Source organism: Aeromonas sp. EU05-FHT14A05 (genome assembly GCF_058791175.1).
In genome coordinates this window covers 1-17,654 of sequence record NZ_JBYTDH010000009.1, presented here as the reverse complement: position 1 = coordinate 17,654, position 17,654 = coordinate 1, and the positions used below count along the sequence as shown (strand labels likewise).

The window sequence follows — 17,654 nt, the reverse complement described above, 5'->3', positions numbered from 1 at the left end:
CTGGCCGCTCCCCTTGTTCAGGCCGGGTCGGTCACGCCGGTGCTGGTCTGGGTTTTGCGGGTTTTATGGGAGAGCCAGAGGCCGCTCGCCTTCATCAGGTAGCCAAAGAGCGCGCCTATCACCAGGGAGGGCAGGATGAGCCGCCACTCCCCCGCCGCCCCGAAGGTGGCGCAGCAACCGGCGAAGGTGCCGGGAATGTAGCCCAGCCACTGCTGCCTGGCCTGCACGCACATCAGGGTCGCCACCACACCCGTCATCAGATAGCCCGCCATGCCGGCCCCCCACCAACCTTCGCCGTGGATCAGCAGCAGTGCCCACAGCATGCCGCTGGCATTGCACAGCAGGGTCTGCAGCAGCGCCTTGTAACCGCCGCTCGAGGCGAAATAGCTGGTACAACCGAGGAAGCCGACCCAGGAGATGAGGCCGAGGGCGGCGGCCAGTCCGCCCCAGACGGCGGAGAGGATCCCGGTCGTGATGGCGATGGCGATCAATGGGCTCATGGCATGACTCTCAGTGGTTGAATTCGGAAAAGGAGGCAGCCTACCCTTCGGCAAGGGGGCGGCAAGCAGGGGCCGGATTGTGTGTGATCTCCGTCACTCTTTTCAACTCGGGAATACGCTTGCGCTCGCGAAAAAAATTCATTGGAGGCGTCCTTGGCCTTCGACCATAGTTAGAGGCCCTGTCCTGCTCATGGAGTGAGTCTGATGGTGCCAAACGTGATAGTCCCCCTGCTGGTATTCATTCTGCTGTTCCTGGTCGGCACCATGGCCAAGGCACTGCCTCTTTACCAGCCCATGTAAATTTGTGTGAAATAAAACTCGGCCGGGGCGGGTCTTATGGTTGTCAGCCTCATCGCCCCGGGAGTTTTCCATGTTGATCAAGCGCCGTACCTCTCATCACCTCACCGAACAGGATGTCACGCCGGAAGCCGTCTATCAGGATCGCCGACTCATTCTGAAAGGGCTGGGACTGAGTGCCGCCACCCTGGCATTTCCCACCCAGGCCAGCCTGCTGGATCTCTTCTCCACCGAGGAGTCGACCCCGGCACCTGCCACCAAACCACTCAATTACAAGGCTGCGACCCGGCAGGACGGATTGACCCTGACGCCGCTGGAGAAGGCGACCAGCCACAACAACTTCTATGAGCTCGGCACCGACAAGGGGGATCCGGCCCGCAACGCCCACTACCTCAAGCCCGAGCCCTGGACGCTCAAGGTGGAGGGGGAGGTGGCCAACCCCTTTACCCTGGATGTGTGGGATCTCATCAACAAGAGCACCCTGGAGGAGCGGATCTACCGGCTGCGCTGCGTGGAGGCCTGGTCCATGGTGCTGCCCTGGAGCGGCATCCCGCTGGCGGATCTGATCCGCCGTGCCGAGCCCAACAGTCGCGCCAAGTTCGTGGCGTTCGAGACCCTCTATGATCCCGAGCAACTGCCGGGACAGGCCTCCCGCTCCCTCGGCGGCGGTATCGATTACCCCTATGTGGAGGGCTTGCGCCTCGACGAGGCGATGCACCCGCTCGCCTTCCTGGCGATGGGGCTCTACGGCAAGACGTTGCCCGCCCAGAACGGGGCGCCCATCCGGCTGGTGGTGCCCTGGAAGTACGGCTTCAAGAGCATCAAGAGCATCGTCTCCATCCGTCTGGTGGAGGAGATGCCTCCCACCACCTGGAACCTGCTGGCACCGAACGAATATGGTTTCTATGCCAACGTCAATCCCGAAGTGGATCATCCGCGCTGGAGCCAGGCGAGCGAGCGCTTCATCGGCGAGGGGGGCATCTTCGGCGCCAAGCGCCAGCCGACCCTGATGTTCAACGGCTATGGCGACGAAGTGGCCTCCCTCTATCAGGGGATGGATCTACGCAAATGGTATTGAGACTGACGCTCTGCCCGCATGGTCTTGTGCCCCCTTCTCCCCTGGCGGGAGAGGTGATGAGAAGCGGGAAAAACATAACGGGAACTGCGATATGACGCCGAGACTGAAAACAGCCCATATCAACGGCTTGCGCCTGCTGGTACACCTGGCCTCGCTCGGCTTTCTGCTCTGGCTGGGCTATGCGGTGCCGGCCGGGCTGCTGGGGGGGGATCCGGTACAGGGGCTGACCCACTACCTCGGCAAGGGAGCCCTGCACCTGCTGCTGCTCACCCTGCTGGTGTCGCCGCTGGCCAAACGCTGGCGCCAGGGGCAGCTCATCAAGCTGCGCCGCCCCCTCGGGCTCTGGTGCGCGACCTGGGCCGGCTTGCATTTCATGGTGTGGCTGGGGCTGGATCTGCAGTTCGACTGGGGACTGATCGGCGGCGAGCTGGTGAAGCGCAGCTACATAGTGGTGGGCATGGTGGCGCTGTTGTTGCTGCTGGCGCTCAGCATCACCTCGATCCCGGCCCTGCTGCGGGTCATGGGGCCAAGCTGGCAGAAGCTGCACAACTGGATCTATGCGGTGGCCCTGCTGGTGCCGGTGCACTACTGGTGGTCGGTCAAGAGTGGCTGGCAGGAGCCCCTCATCTACCTGTTGCTGGCGGGGGGGCTGTTGTGGCCGCGGCGGGAGAAGCTGCTGCGTCCCTGGCGCCAGCGCCGGCAGCAGCGCCAGAAACTGAAAGAGGCGTGACTGGGCACGCCCTCATCCCCGCGCACCTGGCAAAAGAGGCCTAATCGGCCTCTTTTTTGGTGATCTCTCCGCTGTAGGCATCGACCTGCAGCTGCACTCGCCTATCGTCGGCGTCCAGGGTTTCCACCTCGAATTTGTCCCCTTCCAGCTCGACTTCCCGAATGTCGTGGTACCCTTGTGCCAGCAACAGCTTGACCAGGGCCGGCATGTCGAGACGCGCCTGAGCCGCCCAGCCAAGGGTGGAAAAAAGGCAGAGGATCAGCAGGATACTGCGTGGGATCATATTCATTCCGGATTCATGGCTGGCACACTATAAACGGCATTATGTTAGGTTTTGAGAGATGAATCACCCATGAATAGCGCGCTGCCCCTGCTTGGATTGCTGCTGCCGATGCTGGCCCAGGCGGCCCAGCCGAACGAGGCCTTGCTGCAACAGGCGGTCAGCGAGGGGCGGATCCGGCCTTTTCATGAGTTGATGGAGGTGGCTTCCCGCCTGCCGGTGCGCGTACTGCGCGTCGATCTGGGGGAGGAGGACGGGGTCTGGCTCTACGAGCTTCGGCTTATCGACGACGAGAACAGCGTCATCAAGGTGGGCTATCGCGCCGACAACCTGGAGATGGTGTGGCTCAAGGGCCATCATCTGGAGCGCCTGTTCGAGCCTCGCCCGCCCCCGGAGGAGGAGTGATCCGCCGCATGCTCCCCGCCCTGATGACTCGTCCCCCAATCGCCGCCGCGACAGGCGCAACTCTGCTTTGGATACCCATTTATGCGAATTCTGATAGTTGAAGATGAAAAGATCCTGGCGGGCCAGCTGGCGGAACAGCTGCGTCTGTCCGGGTTTGTGACCGATCTCTGCCACGATGGCAACGAGGCGGGTTTTCTCGGCGAGACCGAACCCTACGACGCCATCATCCTGGATCTCGGCCTGCCGGGTCGCGATGGCCTGAGCGTGCTCAAGGAGTGGCGCAGCAAGGGGATAGACACACCCGTGCTGGTACTGACTGCCCGTGGCCAGCTGCACGAGAAGATAGAAGGGCTCAACGCCGGGGCAGATGACTACCTCACCAAGCCGTTCCAGGTCGCCGAGCTGGTGGCCCGGGTACAGGCCCTGGTGCGGCGGGCGGCGGGCAACGCCAGCTCCATCCTGGAGATTGGCGGGGTGCGGCTCGACATGGCGGCCTCTCAGGTATGGTACGAAGGGACTCCCATCAAGCTCACCGCCCACGAGTTCCGGGTGCTGGGTTACCTGATGCAGCACAGGGGCAAGGTGGTGTCCCGCAGCGAGCTGATCGACCACATCTATGCCCAGGATTTCGATCGCGACTCCAACACGGTGGAGGTGTTCATCGGCCGGATCCGCAAGAAGACCCACGCCGATCTGATCGAGACGGTGCGCGGTCTCGGCTACCGGATCAACGAGTGAGACGGGCGTTGATGCCAGCACGGCTGGGGGGCGGTGAATGAGGCTGGTGCGTACCCTGCGGGGACGGTTGGTGGCCATAGCACTGGTCTGGTGCGGGCTCTTCCTGTTCGCCACCGGCTTCAGCCTGCAGACAATGATGCGCAACTACTGGCAGGAGGCGGAAGCCGACGGCCTGCGGTTGCAGCTCTACGATCTGCTCTCCCGCCTCGAGATCCAGCCCGACGGCCTGCCCGTGGTCACCGAGCCCATGGCGGACCCCCGTTTCCGCCAGCCCTATTCCGGCTATTACTGGCAGCTTGAGCTGGGGGATGCCGTGGTCAGCCGCTCCCGCTCCCTGTGGGATGTACACCTGAGCGCCCACGGCCTGAAGTCGGCCTTCGGGGATCCGGATCTCTTCGTCGGCAAGGGGCCCAACAAGGAGCCCTTGCTGATCATGACCCGCACCGTGTTGCTGCCGGGCTCTGACAAGGTGTTTACCCTGGTGATGGCCAAGGACAGCAGCGCCCTGACCCAGACCCTGAAGAAAACCCGGATCAGCCTCTTCCTCGGTCTCGGCTTCGCGGCCGCCGGTCTGGTGCTGGGCTTCATGTTCCAGATCGTCTACGGCCTGAGGCCGCTCCACCTGCTGCGCCGCGAGCTGGGCCGGGTCCATCAGGGCCATCAGGAGGGGTTCAGGCTGCGCTATCCGTTGGAGATCCAGCCGCTGGTGGAAGACATCAACCGCCTGCTGCACCACTACGGCGAGCTGCTGCAGCGAGCCCGCTCCCACACCGGCAACCTGGCTCACGCCCTCAAGACGCCGCTCAGCATCATGCGCAATCAGGTGGCCCAGCTGCCCCCCGAGGATCAGGCCGCCATCGGCGAGCAGCTCGACCAGATCCAGCGCCACATCGACTATCACCTCGGCAAGGCGCGGGTCACCGGGGCCGCCAAGATCCTCGGGGTCTCGACCCCGGTGCGGGCGCGGGTGGAGTACATCTGCCGCGCCTTCTCCCGGCTCTACCCGGGCAAGACGGTGGACCTGCAGGTGCCGGCCAACCTGGCGGTCGGGGTGGAGGAGCAGGACTTTGACGAGATGGTGGGCAACCTGCTGGAGAACGCCTTCAAGTGGTCCGCCAGCGAGCTGCGCATCTCCAGCGCCGAGCTGGGGGGCTGGATCACCCTGCGTATCGAGGACGACGGCCCCGGCATGAGCGAGGATCAGATAGCCAAGGCGGTGCTGCGCGGGGTGCGCCTCGACGAGAAGGTGCCGGGATCCGGGCTCGGCCTCAACATAGTGTCAGACCTGGCCGAAGCCTATCGTGGCAGCCTCATCATGGGGCGCGCCGAGCTGGGAGGGCTTGCCGCCTCCCTCTCCCTGCCCAAGGTGGCCAGGGTAGACGGTTAGCACACGTATGAGCGAGGCGGCCCGGCATGGGCCGCTCGGGCCCGGGTCGTCCTCCGAGGTAGCATGGGGGGCGCACCAGGCATAAGATAGAGTCCTTAATTCAAGTGGTAGGAAGGGTAGCAATGACTGACGATCCATGGGCGCTGTGCCATCTCGATGATTCGTTCGATGCCTCCGTGCTGGGTGCCAAGGGGGCCCAGATCCAGTGGTTTGAGGACAGGGAGTCCCTGATCCAGTTCCTGCTGGAGGACTTTGTCGATCTGCTGGCCGATGTGGGCGAGCTGGAGGAGGATCAGACCGAGAGCGCCCGCGAGCGCTTCACCCTGCTGGTGGAGCAGAGTCAGGACGATCGCACCCTGATGGATGCCATCAACGATCTCGCCTCCGGCCTGCGCCGCATCGCCTGGCTGGGGCCGCTCTCGGAGCTTGCCGAGATCAGCGACGACTTCGCGAGCGGCCTGCGCGCCTTCTTCTGGACCCAGTATGATGGGGACGAGGATGACCCCGAAGCCTGGGTGCCGGAAGAGCTCTGGCCCCAGCTCGTCGAGTGTGCGGAAGAGTACATGGTTGAGGGAGACTTCTGATCCACCTTGTCTGACTCTGGCGGCAAGGCGGGTGGAGTGTGCACAAGAGTACATGGTTGAGGGAGACTTCTGAGTCACATCGGAAACCACGATAAAAAACGGCGCCTTATGGCGCCGTTTTTGTTTTCACCCGGGATCAGGCGTTGGCCGGTACCTCATGGGCTGTGTTGACGAGTTCTGGCCCGCTGTATTTCTCGATCTGCAACTGGGCCATGTGACCGCAGTTGCCTTGCGCCAGGCTGGAAGAGCCCTCGTCGAAGGTGAGGCAGTTGACGTTGCCGTTCTTGCAGATGGCGCCCACCTCGCCCGGTTTGGCCGGATCGAACCAGGCTCCTTCGCAGATCCGCACCACGCCGGGGCGAATGTCTTTCGAGAGCAGCGCCCCCACCAGGATCTGGCCGCGCTCGTTGAAGGCGCGCACCAGGTCCCCGTCCTGGATGCCGCGCGTCTTGGCGTCGTCCGGGTGGATCAGTATGGCCTCCCGATCGGCGATGGCGAACTTGTCCCGCAGGGGGGTGTTGTCCAGCTGGGAGTGCAGCCGCTGGGTCGGGTGGGAGGTGTTGAGGGAGAGCGGATAGCGCGCCGCCACCTCGCTCTTGACCCACTCTTTGGGCTCATACCACTTGGGGTGACCGGCGCAGTCGGCATAGCCCATGCCGGCTACCGTGTTGGAGAAGATCTCTATCTTGCCGGACGGGGTGCCGAGCGGGTTGAGCAGCGGGTTCTCGCGAAAATCGGCGTGACGGATCCACTGACGGTTCGCCTCCGGGATCGGGAAACGGATGTAGTTGTTGGATTCCCAGAACATGCTGAACGGCGGCAGCGCGACCCGGGCACCCCGGGCCTGGGCGGCCATGCCGTCGTACATCTGCTTGAGCCACAGCATCTCGTCCTTGCCCTCGGTATAGGCCTCCTGCTGGCCCAGCTTGGCGGCGATGGCGCTGAAGATGTCGAAGTCGTTGCGGGCCTCATGCTGGGGCGGCACGCACTGGTGCATGGGGAACACATAGCGCTGGGAGTAGTCGCCCCCCATCTCCAGATCGTTGCGCTCGTAGCTGGTGGTGACCGGCAGCACTATGTCGGCGTGCTTGGCGGTGGCGGTCCAGTAGGGTTCGTGGACTATCACGGTCTGCGGCCTGCGCCAGGCCTGCAGCAGGTTGTTGGTGTCCTGGTGGTGGTGGAAGGGGTTGCCCCCCGCCACGTAGACCAGCTTGATGTCCGGATAGGTCACCTTGCGGCCGTTGAAGTCGATGGTCTTGCCCGGATTGGCGAGACAGTCGGCGATGCGCGCCACCGGAATGGGGGCCGGGCTGTTCTTGGGGGCGTTGCCGGCGGAGATGCCGGCCAGAATGCCGCCCTTGGCGGTGGGGCTGCCACCGGAGGAGTAGTGATAGCTGAAGCCGTAGCCGCCCCCCGGCAGGCCGATCTGGCCCAGCATGGCCGCCAGGGTCACCAGCATCCAGTTGGGCTGCTCCCCGTGGTGTTGCCGCTGCATGCCCCAGCCGGCCATGATCATGGTGCGCTTGGCCGCCATGTCGAGGGCCAGCTGGCGAATCACCTTGGCCTCGACGCCGCAGACGGTGCTTGCCCACTCGGCGCTCTTCGGCTGGCCGTCGTCCTGGCCGAGCAGGTAGGCGAGGAACTTGTCGAAGCCGACGGCGTAGCGATCGAGGAAGGCCTGATCGTGCTTCTTCTCGCTATAGAGGGTGTGGGCCACCCCCAGCATCATGGCCACGTCTGTGTAGGCGTTGGGGGCTATCCACTCGGCGTTGGCCAGCTTGGCGGTCTCGTTGTAGACGGGGTCGATGCTGATGACCCGGGTGCCTTTCTCTTTCAGCGCCTTGAAGCCTGCCTGACCCTCGTGATCCGGCATGTTCCAGCTGTTCTTCAAGGTGACCTGGGCGTTGACCCCCCAGAGCACCACCAGTTCGGCGTGTTCCACCACGTTCGGCCAGGCGGTCTGCTGCTCGTACACTTCGATGGAGCCCATCACGTGGGACATGATCACCTGGGCCGCGCCGGTGGAGTAGTCCCCGGCATAGCCGGTGAAGCCCCCGGCGAGATTCATCAGGCGGTGCAGCAGGGTGCGGCTGTTGTGGAACATGCCCACACTCTTCCAGCCGTAGGAGCCGGCGTGGATCGCCTGGGGGCCGACGTCGCGCTGGACCCGCTGGATCTCGCCGGCCACCAGTTCGATGGCCTGCTCCCAGCTCACCCGCACCCACTCGTCGGCGCCGCGCAGCTCGGGTTTGGCGCCCGGGCCGTGCTCCAGCCAGCTCTTGCGTACCATGGGGTACTTGATGCGGTTCTTGGCATGGACCTGGAACGGCGCCATGTCGATGAGGTCGTTCGGCGCCGGATCGTCGGCCACCGGCTGGACCCGCACCATGCGGCCATCGGCGACTATGGCCTCGAAGGCTCCCCAGTGGGCGCCGGTCAGTATGCCCTTCTGGGCGGGGACCAGGGTGGGGAACTGCTCAAGCGCGGTGCTGATGGCCTGGGCCAGGGCGTGCTTCGGGAACAGGGCGCCGAGCAGGGGCAGGGCGGCACAGGCCCCCATGCCCTTGAGCAGGCTGCGGCGGGACAGATTGGTCTGTTGATCATTGAAAAAAGTCATATCGAATTCCTCTGTTCCAGCCTTAGTGTGCCGCGCTCATGTCACTGGCGTGTTTCTGCACGTATTGGGTCAGCATGCGAGCCTGCTCCGGGGTGAGGGAGGTGCGGGACTCCATGCCCTTGATGACGCCTATCCACTGGTTGGCATTGAAGTGATCCAGCGCGGTCAGACCGTGGCAGCCGGTACAGTTGTTGGACATCAGGGTGGAGGCGTATTGCCACAGCTTGCCCTGATCGCCGATGAGCTGGTTCTGATCCACCCAGGCGGTCAGGCTGACCTGATGCCAGGTGAGGTTGGTGGCGCTGTCGGTCTCGCTCTTGCCGGTGACCAGCGCCTGCTTGGCGGCATCGCCGACCAGCACGCTCAGGATGCGCTTGCCGGGGGCGGCGTAGAACACCTCGCTCACTCCGTCCTGCTGCCAGCCCTCGATCTGCACCTGGGCGCGGCCGTTGTCGTTGGCCAGGATCTCGACCTGGGTCGACGGCATCAGGGTGCCCTCGTCCGTGGTGGCCTTGGCATCGAGGAACAGGGGCGTGGTGGCGATGGCGTAACGGGTGGTGACGCTGGCCGGGGTCTGGGCCGCGGCGGCAGCCAGTTCACTGGCACCGGCGGCAGCCAGACCGCTCATGTCAGGCATGATGTGGGCGACGCCGCGGTGGCAGTCGATGCAGGTCTGGCCCTCCTTGATGGCGACCGGGTGCTCGGCCCGGGCGTTCGGTCGCTGGGCCAGGATGTCCATGGCGGCGTAGCTGTGGCAGCTGCGGCAGGTGGCGGAGTCGTTGGCCTTGAGCTGATCCCAGACCGTCTGGGCCATGCGCAGCTTGTGGTCTTCGTATTTTTCAGGAGTGTCGAGCGTACCGATCGCCTCGTGATAGATGTCCTTCACGGCGCGGATCTTGGTCCAGAGGTAGGAGGCGGGCTCATTGGGAATGTGGCAGTCGGCGCACTCTGCGCGGATCCCCTTCACGTTCTGGAAGTGGACGCTGCCCTGATACTCGGCGAGCGGTGTCTGCATGGAGTGGCAGGAGACGCAGAATTCGGTGGAGCTGGTCTTGTGCAGCACTGTGACTGTCACTCCCAGTGCCGCGACGCCCAGCAGGGCTCCGAGCAGCAGGAGCCAGAACCAGGTCTTTCTCAACATTTTTCCAAGCATGGCGCAGTGTCCTTCGAATCGGGTATTACCAATATAGTAGTAGTCTTGGTGGGTGAGGGGTTGACCTCGGTTATGATTTTTATTCTTTAAATTGGTTTTTTTTGGTTTTAAGTTTCACCAAGACACTTTGATTTGAATTTAAATCAAATCCAGAGGGTTAACTCTGTCAGTTTAGCCTTATTTGGCTCTCTTTTGGTCATCATATCCGCACTCATCATGCTGGAAACGGCGCTGTCGCGACGTTTTGCGCCCCAGTGCGACGCTCTGGTCCTGAATGGGCCTGTGTTGGGCTTTATGAAAGGCTCGATATATACTGTTTGCATATACAGTGATCAGGTTTGTCAGTCATGCGACTCTTTATTGCCGAAAAGCCCAGCCTTGGCCGCGCCATCGCCGATGTTCTGCCCAAGCCCCACAAGAAGGGGGAGGGCTTCATCGAGACGGCGCAGGGAGACGTGGTGACCTGGTGTATCGGCCACCTGCTGGAGCAGGCGGAGCCCGATGCCTATGATGCCGCCTACAAGCAGTGGCGCATGGAGCAGCTCCCCATAGTGCCGAGCCAGTGGCAGCTGGTGGCCAAGCCCAAGACCAGGAGCCAGCTTGCCGTGATCAAGCGGCTCATCAAGCAGGCCGACTGCGTGGTCAATGCCGGTGACCCGGACAGGGAAGGGCAGTTGCTGGTGGATGAGGTGATCGACTTCCTCGGCTACCCCAAACTCAAGCCGGTGCAGCGCTGCCTCATCAGCGATCTCAATCCCCCCGCGGTGCGCCGCGCCCTCGACAAACTCAGAGACAACAAGGAGTTCGTGCCGCTGGCGGTGTCGGCGCTGGCCCGCAGCCGGGCCGACTGGCTCTACGGCATCAACATGACCCGCGCCTATACCCTGCTCGGGCGCAAGGCCGGTTGCAGCGAGCTGCTCTCGGTCGGTCGGGTGCAGACGCCGTTGCTGGGGCTGGTGGTGCGGCGGGATCTCGAGATAGAGGCCTTCGTCCCCAAACCCTTCTACGAGGTGCTGGCCCATGTGGTGACGGAGCGTAACGAAAGGTTCGGCGCCAAGTGGCTGCCCTCCGAGGCCTGTGCGCCCTGGCAGGACGAGGAGGGACGTGTGCTCAACCGGGCGCTGGCCGCCAAGGTGGTGGAGCGGATCCAGGGCCAGCCAGCCCGGGTGGAGGAGGTGGAGGAGCAAGCCCGGAAACAGGCGGCGCCACTGCCTTACAACCTCTCCAGCCTGCAGATCGATGCCGCCAAGCGGTTCGGCATGGACGCCAAGCGGGTGCTGGATGTCTGCCAGAGCCTCTACGAGCGCCACAAGCTCATCACCTACCCGAGATCCGACAGCCGTTATCTGCCAAGCGATCACTTCAACCGGGCGCCCAAGGTGAGGGATGCCATCGCGGCGACGGCCCCGACGCTGGCCAGCGCCGTGGCCGAGGCGGACGGCAAGATCCGCAGCAAGGCGTGGAATGACGGCAAGGTGGATGCCCATCACGCCATCATCCCCACCGAGAAGCATGGCAACCTGGCCAGCCTCTCCGCCGACGAGGGCAAGCTCTATGGCTTGGTCGCCCGCCAGTACCTGCTGCAGTTCTATCCCCCGTTCGAGTACAACGACAGCCGGGTGTTGCTGCGCATCGCCGGTGGCCTGTTCCAGGCCAAGGCGCGGCGCATCCTCAAGGCGGGCTGGAAGGCGCTGCTCGGGGTCGAGGAGGACGATGAGGAGGAGGCCGGCACCCTGCCTGCGCTGCGAGAAGGGGAGCAACTGTCGTGCGAGCGGGGCGAGCTGCTGGAGAAGATGACCCAGGCCCCCAAGGCATTCACCGACGCTACCCTGCTGGCCGCCATGACGGGCATAGCCCGCCATGTGCAGGATCCCGAGATCCGCAAGATCCTGCGGGAGACCGATGGCCTGGGCACCGAGGCAACCCGGGCCGGCATCATAGACCTGCTGTTCAAGCGGCGCTTCCTGGTGCGGCAGGGCAAGAGCATCAAGGCGACCCCGACCGGACGGGCCCTGATCCAGGCCTTGCCTGCCACCGCCACCACGCCGGACATGACGGCGCTGTGGGAGCAGCACCTGGGCCGGATCGCCGAGCGTCACGCGAGTTACCAGCAATTTATGGGGCCGCTGACGGATCAGTTGCATGCCTTGATCGAGGGGGCCAGGCAGGATTCGGGGGCAAGTTTCAGCGCCCTGCCCAGGGAGGCGCCGGGGGCCAGCAAGCGGCGCTTCAGCCGCAAGCGCTCGGCGGCCAGTGGCACAGGTGCGGCGCCCCGCAAGGGGGCGGGCAAGCGCCCGGCCAGAAGCAAGGCGGCCTGAGTGACCCGGGATCATGGCGGCGACTTGAGGCGCAAAAGCGAGAGGGGCCCTGGGCCCCTCTCGCTTTATCTGGCATTCGATCAGCCGGTGTAGACGTTCTCTTCCGGGTAGCGGATCCGGGTCTCGCTCGGTCTGGAGAGCATGATGGCCAGGGTCAGCGGGCCGAGACGGCCGCAGATCATCACCAGCACCAGGATGAGCTTGCCCGGTTCGCTCAGGGAGGCGGTGATGCCGGTCGAGAGGCCGACGGTGGCAAAGGCCGAGACCGTCTCGAACATGATCTTGTCGAAGGGCTGCGACTCGGTGAGCATCAACAGGAACATGGCCAGCATCAGCACCATGGTACTGACGATGATGATGGCCAGGGAGCGGGTCACTATCTGGGGTGACAGGGTACGGCCGAAGGCGGTGACATGGGGTCGCTTGGTCAGAAAGGCCCTGGTGGCCAGCAACACCACGGCGAAGGTAGTGACCTTGATGCCGCCACCGGTCGAGGTGGTACCGGCGCCGATGAACATCAGCATCATCATGAACAGCAGGGAGGCGGGCACCATCTGGCCTATGTCCACCGTGTTGAAGCCAGCGGTGCGCGCCGTGGCCGACTGGAAGAAGGCCGCCAGCAGCTGGCCGCCAGGCCCGGCGTTGCCGAGCGTGGCGGGATTGTTGTGCTCCAGCAGCCAGAACATCAGGGTGCCAAGCAGCAGCAGGGCGGGGGTCATCAGCAGCATCAGCTTGCTGTGCAGCTTCAGCTTGCGCCAGCGATGGTTGCGCGCCAGGTCGACGATGACGGTAAAACCTATCCCGCCGAGGATGAGCAGGGCCGGTATGGTCAGGCTGATGATGGGGTCGTCTCTGTAGTCGATGAGGTTGTTGGCAAACAGCGAGAAACCGGCGTTGTTGAAGGCAGAGACCGCATGGAAAAAGCTGACGTAGAGGCCATGGCTCCACCCCATCTCCGGCACCCAGCGAATGGCCATGATGGCGGTGCCGATCAACTGGGCTATCAGGGCGAACAGCACTATGCGCTTCACCAGCTGGATGATGTTGACCGAACCCTCCTGACCAAGCGCCTCCTTCGCCAGTATCTGCTGGCGCAGACCGACCCGCTTGCTGAACATGGCGATGAGCAGCAGGGTCATGGTCATCTGGCCCAGGCCCCCTATCTCCATCAGCATCAGCAGTATGATCTGCCCTTGCAGGGTAAAGGCGGTGCCGGTATCCACCACCCCGAGACCGGTCACACTGATGGCCGAGGTCGCGGTGAACAGGGCATTGATGAAGGTGACTTCGCCCTTGTGACTCGAGGGCTGCACCAGAAACAGGGTACCGACCAGCAGGATGATGAGAAAGCTGCCCAGGATCAGCCTGGCTTCACTCCAGCGGGATTCGGTATCCCGATGCAGGGCGAAGGCGTAGTTGCTGCGCCAGTTGATCATAGGGTGTCGAGCCAGTGATCGATGGCGTGCTTGTTGCCGGCGAGGATCAGGATGTCACCGAGTTGCAGCTCCATCTTGCCGGTCAGCACGTTGTGCAGCACCTCGCCGCGCTTGATGGCCAGCAACTGGAAGTCGTTCTGTTGCAGCAGATTGAGATCGGCCAGGGTACGACCGTTCTGTTGCAGACCGATCACGAACTCGGTCAGCACCATCTCGTGCCCCAGCTCCAGGTAGTCGAACAGGCGGTTGTCCAGCATGCTCTGGGCGACCCGGCGGCCCATGTCCCACTCCGGGTTGATCACCTTGTCGGCCCCCACCTTTTGCAGGATCTTGGCGTGGAACTTGTCGCGCGCCTTGACCCACACCTTCTTCACCCCCGCCTCCTTCAGCACCAGCGTGGTGAGAATGCTGGTTTCGAGGTTGTCGCCGATGGCCACGAAGACGATGTCGAAATTGGCCAGTCCCAGCTCGGCGACCGTGGCCTCATCGGTGGCATCGGCGACGATGACGTGATTGCACAGGGTCGCGATCTGGCGGGTCTTGCTCTCGTCGATATCGATGGCCAGCACCTCGGCATTCTGCAACTGCAGCTCTTCACACAGTGCGCTGCCGAACAGGCCGAGGCCGATGACGGCGAATTGATTGTTCATTCATGCTTCCTCAACGGGCTGAAGGGCTTACTTTACTCCAGCGGTTTGAGTCCGAACAGTACCCGGGTTTTTCGTCCCGGGGGATCTGGGGTAAACTGCGCCCTTGTCCTTGTCGGAACACGCAGATGAAACTCACTCCCCATGCCCCCCTGTCGGCCCTCAATACCCTGGGCCTGGACGCACACTGCCTCTGGCTGGCCGAAGTGGCCGAGCTGGATGATCTTTGCCAGTTGCGGGCCGATCCGGAGCTGAGCGTCTTGCCGCGCCTGGTGCTGGGTGGTGGGAGCAACATCTTGTTCTGCAATGATTTTGCCGGTCTGGTCGTGCTCAACCGAATGAAAGGCATCGAGCTGCAGGATGACGACAGCCACTGGTTGTTGCACGTGGCGGCGGGGGAGGAGTGGCACCAGCTGGTGTGTCATGCCCTGCAACAGGGCTGGCACGGGCTGGAGAACCTGGCGCTGATCCCGGGCACCGTCGGTGCGGCCCCGGTGCAGAACATAGGCGCCTACGGGGTCGAGCTGGCCCGGTTCTGTGCCTATGTGGAGGCATTCAACTGGCAGAGCGGCGAGGTGGAGCGCATAGCGGCGGCCGACTGCCGGTTCGGCTATCGCGACAGCATCTTCAAGCACGATTATCAGGACACCCACTTCATCACCGCCGTCGGCTTGCGCTTGCCCAAGGCCTGGCAGCCCGTGATCGGTTATGGCCCCCTGGCGGCCCTCGGCGAGCACCCTGGTGCGCAGGCCATCTTCGACACCGTCTGCGCCACCCGCATGGCCAAGTTGCCGGATCCCGCGGTGCTCGGCAACGCGGGCAGCTTCTTCAAGAACCCCGTGGTGCCGGCCTCGGTGGCGGATGCACTCAAGGGGCAATACCCGCAGATGCCCTGCTATCCGGCAGGGGAAGGGCAGGCCAAGCTGGCGGCGGGCTGGCTCATCGATCAGTGCGGGCTCAAGGGGTTTGCCATCGGCCGCGCCGCCGTCCACCAGGAGCAGGCGCTGGTGCTGGTCAACCTCGGGGGCGCCAGTGCCATGGAGCTCATCGCCCTGGCGGCCCATGTCCGCGATAGCGTGGAACAGACGTTTGGCGTGGTGCTGGAGCACGAGGTGCGCTTCATGGGGCTCACCGGCGAGACCTGGCTCGACGAGGTGCTGGCATGACCCTCACCCCCGTCAGGCAGACCCTGATCACCCTGCTCAGCGATGGCCAGTTTCACTCCGGCGAACAGCTGGGGGAGCAGCTCGGCATCAGCCGGGCGGCGGTGAGCAAGCACATGGCCGCCCTCAAGGAGCTGGGGCTGGATCTGTTCAGCCTGACCGGCAAGGGGTACCGCCTGGCCGTCCCCATGGCACTCTATGACGAGGCGCAACTGCAGGCCCTGGCCCCCATGGCGCCGGTGCACTGCTTCTCGGTGATCGACTCCACCAACCAGTATCTGTTTGAGCGGGTCAACCAGCTGAGCTCTGGCGAGAGTTGCCTGGCGGAGTGCCAGACCGCCGGTCGGGGGCGCCGTGGCAAGTCCTGGGTCTCGCCGTTCGGTTGTCAGCTGATCCTCAGTATGTACTGGCGGCTCGAGCAGGGCATGGCGGCCGCCATGGGGCTGAGTCTGGCGGTGGGGGTGGCCGTGGTGGAGGCGTTGGAATCCCTCGGCTACCCCGGGGTGGAGCTCAAGTGGCCGAACGACCTCTATTACCAGGGCCGCAAGCTGGCGGGCATCCTGGTGGAGATGAGCGGCAGCGCCGGCGCCAGCTGCCATCTGGTGATCGGCATCGGCCTCAATCTGGCGATGCCGAGCCAGCAGGGGGAGAAGATCGATCAGGCCTGGTCAGAGCTGCGCCAGGTTCAGCCCGAACTGGTGGATCGCAACCAGCTGGCGGCCTGCGTACTCCTGCGTCTGCAAGAGGCCATGCAGACCTTCGAGCAGAGCGGTCTGGCGAGCTTCGTCGAGAGCTGGAACCGGCTCGACTACTTTGCTGGCCAACCGGTGAAGTTGCTGATGGGGGAACAGGTGATCCGCGGCATAGCCCGGGGCATCGACGATCGCGGTGCCCTGCGGCTGGAGACGGACGAGGGGATCAAGCTCTATCTGGGGGGGGAGATCTCTCTGCGCCGGGGGGATTGAGCGAGAGCGGCTCATGAGAATCCAATGGAAGAGGGGGCCTGCGGGCCCCCTCTTCGTTATCCAGCGATCCGCTGCGATCATTTGCGCAGCTTGATCTGCTCGATGGCGTGCTCTTGTCCCTTGGTCAGGATCAGGTTGGCCCGCTCCCGGGTCGGCAAGATGTTCTCTTGCAGATTCAGATAGTTGATGTCTTGCCATATGTTGCTGGCAATCTCGGTCGCCTCGCTTTCCGCCAGCTTGGCATAGTGGTGGAAGTAGGAGTCGGGATCCGAGAAGGCACCGCTGCGGAACTTGAGGAAGCGATCTATGTACCAGGCGCGCAGCAGTGCGGCGTCGGCGTCCACATAGATGGAGAAGTCGACAAAATCTGACACGAAGACCCTGTGAGGCTCCTGAGGGTAATCCATGCCGCTCTGCAGCACGTTGAGTCCCTCCAGGATCAGGATGTCCGGCTGCTCCACCACCTTCTTCTCATCGGGCAGGATGTCGTAGATGAGGTGGGAGTAGACGGGGGCCTCGACCTTCTCGTGACCCGCTCGTATGTTGGCGACAAACTCCACCAGATGGCGGATGTCGTAGGATTCCGGAAACCCCTTGCGGCGCATCAGCCCACGCGCTTCCAGCTCCTTGTTGGGATAGAGGAAGCCATCCGTGGTGACCAGTTCCACCCGCGGATGCTCGGGCCAGCGTTCCAGCAATGCCTGCAGGATGCGGGCCGTGGTGCTCTTTCCCCCCGCCACACTGCCGGCGATGCTGATGATGTAGGTGCCCTTGCCGCGAGACTGGCCGAGAAACTGCTCCAGCACCCGACTGCGGCGCTGCTTGGCCTTGACATAGAGATTGAGCAGGCGGGAAAGGGGCAGATAGATCTCTTCCACCTCGCGTAATGACACCTTCTCGTTGATCCCGCGCAGGGTTTGCAGATCGTGTTCGGTCAGGGTCAGGGGGACCGCATCGCGCAATAACGCCCATTGTTCGCGGGTGAATTGCAAATAGGGGTTATGCTCTGTCGTCATGGTGTCATCACTGTTTCTTGGGCAGGGCGACCATACACCAAGGGATCGGGAGCGACAAGGGACGCGTCCGGTTGGGACGGAGGAGGAGCGTTTTTTTGCCTGGATCCCGGCAATAATGCACATTTTGCAGGGCGCAATGGTTGCATCCCCAAAATCCTTACCATAAAATGCGCGACGCTTGGATGTCTGTCGTCTATTTGCCCAGCAAAAGCGACAAACACAACGGGTGCAAGCAGAATTACCGTTGTGGCATTCGTGCAATCGGAGGGGTTCCCGAGCGGCCAAAGGGATCAGACTGTAAATCTGACGGCTCTGCCTTCGAAGGTTCGAATCCTTCTCC

16 protein-coding genes are annotated in these 17,654 nt (G+C 63.5%); 9 read left to right on the top strand and 7 right to left on the bottom strand.

All coding sequences use genetic code 11. From position 1 onward, the window contains the following. Positions 1-17 precede the first annotated feature (17 nt). Entirely contained in the window at positions 18-500 is a 483-nt protein-coding gene (locus AC3WR3_RS13615) for a DUF1097 domain-containing protein (RefSeq protein WP_492292098.1), read from the bottom strand. A gap of 370 nt (positions 501-870) precedes the next feature. Between AC3WR3_RS13615 and msrP the strand changes: the two genes are divergently transcribed. Together msrP and msrQ are read left to right on the top strand one after the other, a co-directional pair. Next, positions 871-1,875 carry a protein-methionine-sulfoxide reductase catalytic subunit MsrP gene (gene msrP / locus AC3WR3_RS13610; protein WP_454009171.1) on the top strand — a complete coding sequence of 335 codons (1,005 nt, stop codon included), beginning with the start codon at positions 871-873 and terminating at the stop codon, positions 1,873-1,875. A 91-nt stretch (positions 1,876-1,966) separates the two neighbouring features. Further along, on the top strand, positions 1,967-2,605 hold the full coding sequence (msrQ, locus tag AC3WR3_RS13605; protein WP_454009172.1) for a protein-methionine-sulfoxide reductase heme-binding subunit MsrQ: 639 nt from the start codon (positions 1,967-1,969) through the stop codon (positions 2,603-2,605). 40 nt (positions 2,606-2,645) lie between these two features. On the opposite strand, the gene AC3WR3_RS13600 is transcribed toward msrQ, so the two are convergent. Continuing rightward, on the bottom strand, positions 2,646-2,894 hold the full coding sequence (locus tag AC3WR3_RS13600) for a PepSY domain-containing protein (protein ID WP_005332668.1): 249 nt from the start codon (positions 2,892-2,894) through the stop codon (positions 2,646-2,648). Between the two features lie 63 nt (positions 2,895-2,957). Here AC3WR3_RS13600 and AC3WR3_RS13595 point away from each other — a divergent pair, with 63 nt between their 5' ends. The 4 genes from AC3WR3_RS13595 to AC3WR3_RS13580 all read left to right on the top strand — a co-directional run bounded on the left by AC3WR3_RS13595 (position 2,958) and on the right by AC3WR3_RS13580 (position 5,999). Beyond that, positions 2,958-3,290: a PepSY domain-containing protein gene (locus AC3WR3_RS13595; RefSeq protein ID WP_139437895.1), complete on the top strand. Its 333-nt coding sequence runs from the start codon at positions 2,958-2,960 to the stop codon at positions 3,288-3,290. An 81-nt stretch (positions 3,291-3,371) separates the two neighbouring features. Then, positions 3,372-4,028, top strand: a complete 657-nt coding sequence (locus tag AC3WR3_RS13590; RefSeq protein WP_025328630.1) for an AHA_4052 family stress response regulator transcription factor — start codon at positions 3,372-3,374, stop codon at positions 4,026-4,028. Positions 4,029-4,065: 37 nt separating this feature from the next. After that, on the top strand, positions 4,066-5,415 hold the full coding sequence (locus AC3WR3_RS13585; RefSeq protein ID WP_139437893.1) for a sensor histidine kinase: 1,350 nt from the start codon (positions 4,066-4,068) through the stop codon (positions 5,413-5,415). A 122-nt stretch (positions 5,416-5,537) separates the two neighbouring features. Then, positions 5,538-5,999 (top strand): hypothetical protein, encoded by a 462-nt coding sequence (locus AC3WR3_RS13580; protein ID WP_492292097.1) that lies wholly within the window; start codon positions 5,538-5,540, stop codon positions 5,997-5,999. 136 nt (positions 6,000-6,135) lie between these two features. On the opposite strand, the gene torA is transcribed toward AC3WR3_RS13580, so the two are convergent. Together torA and AC3WR3_RS13570 are read right to left on the bottom strand one after the other, a co-directional pair. Beyond that, positions 6,136-8,616, bottom strand: coding sequence for a trimethylamine-N-oxide reductase TorA (gene torA, locus AC3WR3_RS13575; RefSeq protein WP_492292096.1), 2,481 nt, complete (start codon positions 8,614-8,616; stop codon positions 6,136-6,138). 22 nt (positions 8,617-8,638) lie between these two features. Continuing rightward, on the bottom strand, positions 8,639-9,769 hold the full coding sequence (locus tag AC3WR3_RS13570) for a NapC/NirT family cytochrome c (RefSeq protein ID WP_202047597.1): 1,131 nt from the start codon (positions 9,767-9,769) through the stop codon (positions 8,639-8,641). Positions 9,770-10,116: 347 nt separating this feature from the next. On the opposite strand from AC3WR3_RS13570, the gene AC3WR3_RS13565 reads away from it, so the two are divergent. Then, positions 10,117-12,087 (top strand): DNA topoisomerase III, encoded by a 1,971-nt coding sequence (locus tag AC3WR3_RS13565; protein ID WP_429108689.1) that lies wholly within the window; start codon positions 10,117-10,119, stop codon positions 12,085-12,087. An 80-nt stretch (positions 12,088-12,167) separates the two neighbouring features. Here the strand turns inward: AC3WR3_RS13565 and AC3WR3_RS13560 are convergent, their stop codons facing one another. Then, entirely contained in the window at positions 12,168-13,523 is a 1,356-nt protein-coding gene (locus AC3WR3_RS13560) for a TrkH family potassium uptake protein (RefSeq protein ID WP_265435007.1), read from the bottom strand. Then, positions 13,520-14,173, bottom strand: coding sequence for a potassium channel family protein (locus AC3WR3_RS13555; RefSeq protein ID WP_042650608.1), 654 nt, complete (start codon positions 14,171-14,173; stop codon positions 13,520-13,522). The genes AC3WR3_RS13560 and AC3WR3_RS13555 overlap by 4 nt, the downstream gene beginning before the upstream one ends. A 125-nt stretch (positions 14,174-14,298) precedes the next feature. On the opposite strand from AC3WR3_RS13555, the gene murB reads away from it, so the two are divergent. Then, on the top strand, positions 14,299-15,336 hold the full coding sequence (gene murB, locus AC3WR3_RS13550) for a UDP-N-acetylmuramate dehydrogenase (RefSeq protein WP_492292095.1): 1,038 nt from the start codon (positions 14,299-14,301) through the stop codon (positions 15,334-15,336). Beyond that, a complete protein-coding gene (gene birA, locus AC3WR3_RS13545; protein WP_492292094.1) occupies positions 15,333-16,298 on the top strand; it encodes a bifunctional biotin--[acetyl-CoA-carboxylase] ligase/biotin operon repressor BirA in 966 nt (321 codons plus the stop codon). Before murB ends, birA begins: the two co-directional genes overlap by 4 nt. 77 nt (positions 16,299-16,375) lie before the next feature. On the opposite strand, the gene coaA is transcribed toward birA, so the two are convergent. Then, positions 16,376-17,314 carry a type I pantothenate kinase gene (coaA, locus tag AC3WR3_RS13540; protein ID WP_202047593.1) on the bottom strand — a complete coding sequence of 313 codons (939 nt, stop codon included), beginning with the start codon at positions 17,312-17,314 and terminating at the stop codon, positions 16,376-16,378. Positions 17,315-17,654: the final 340 nt, after the last annotated feature.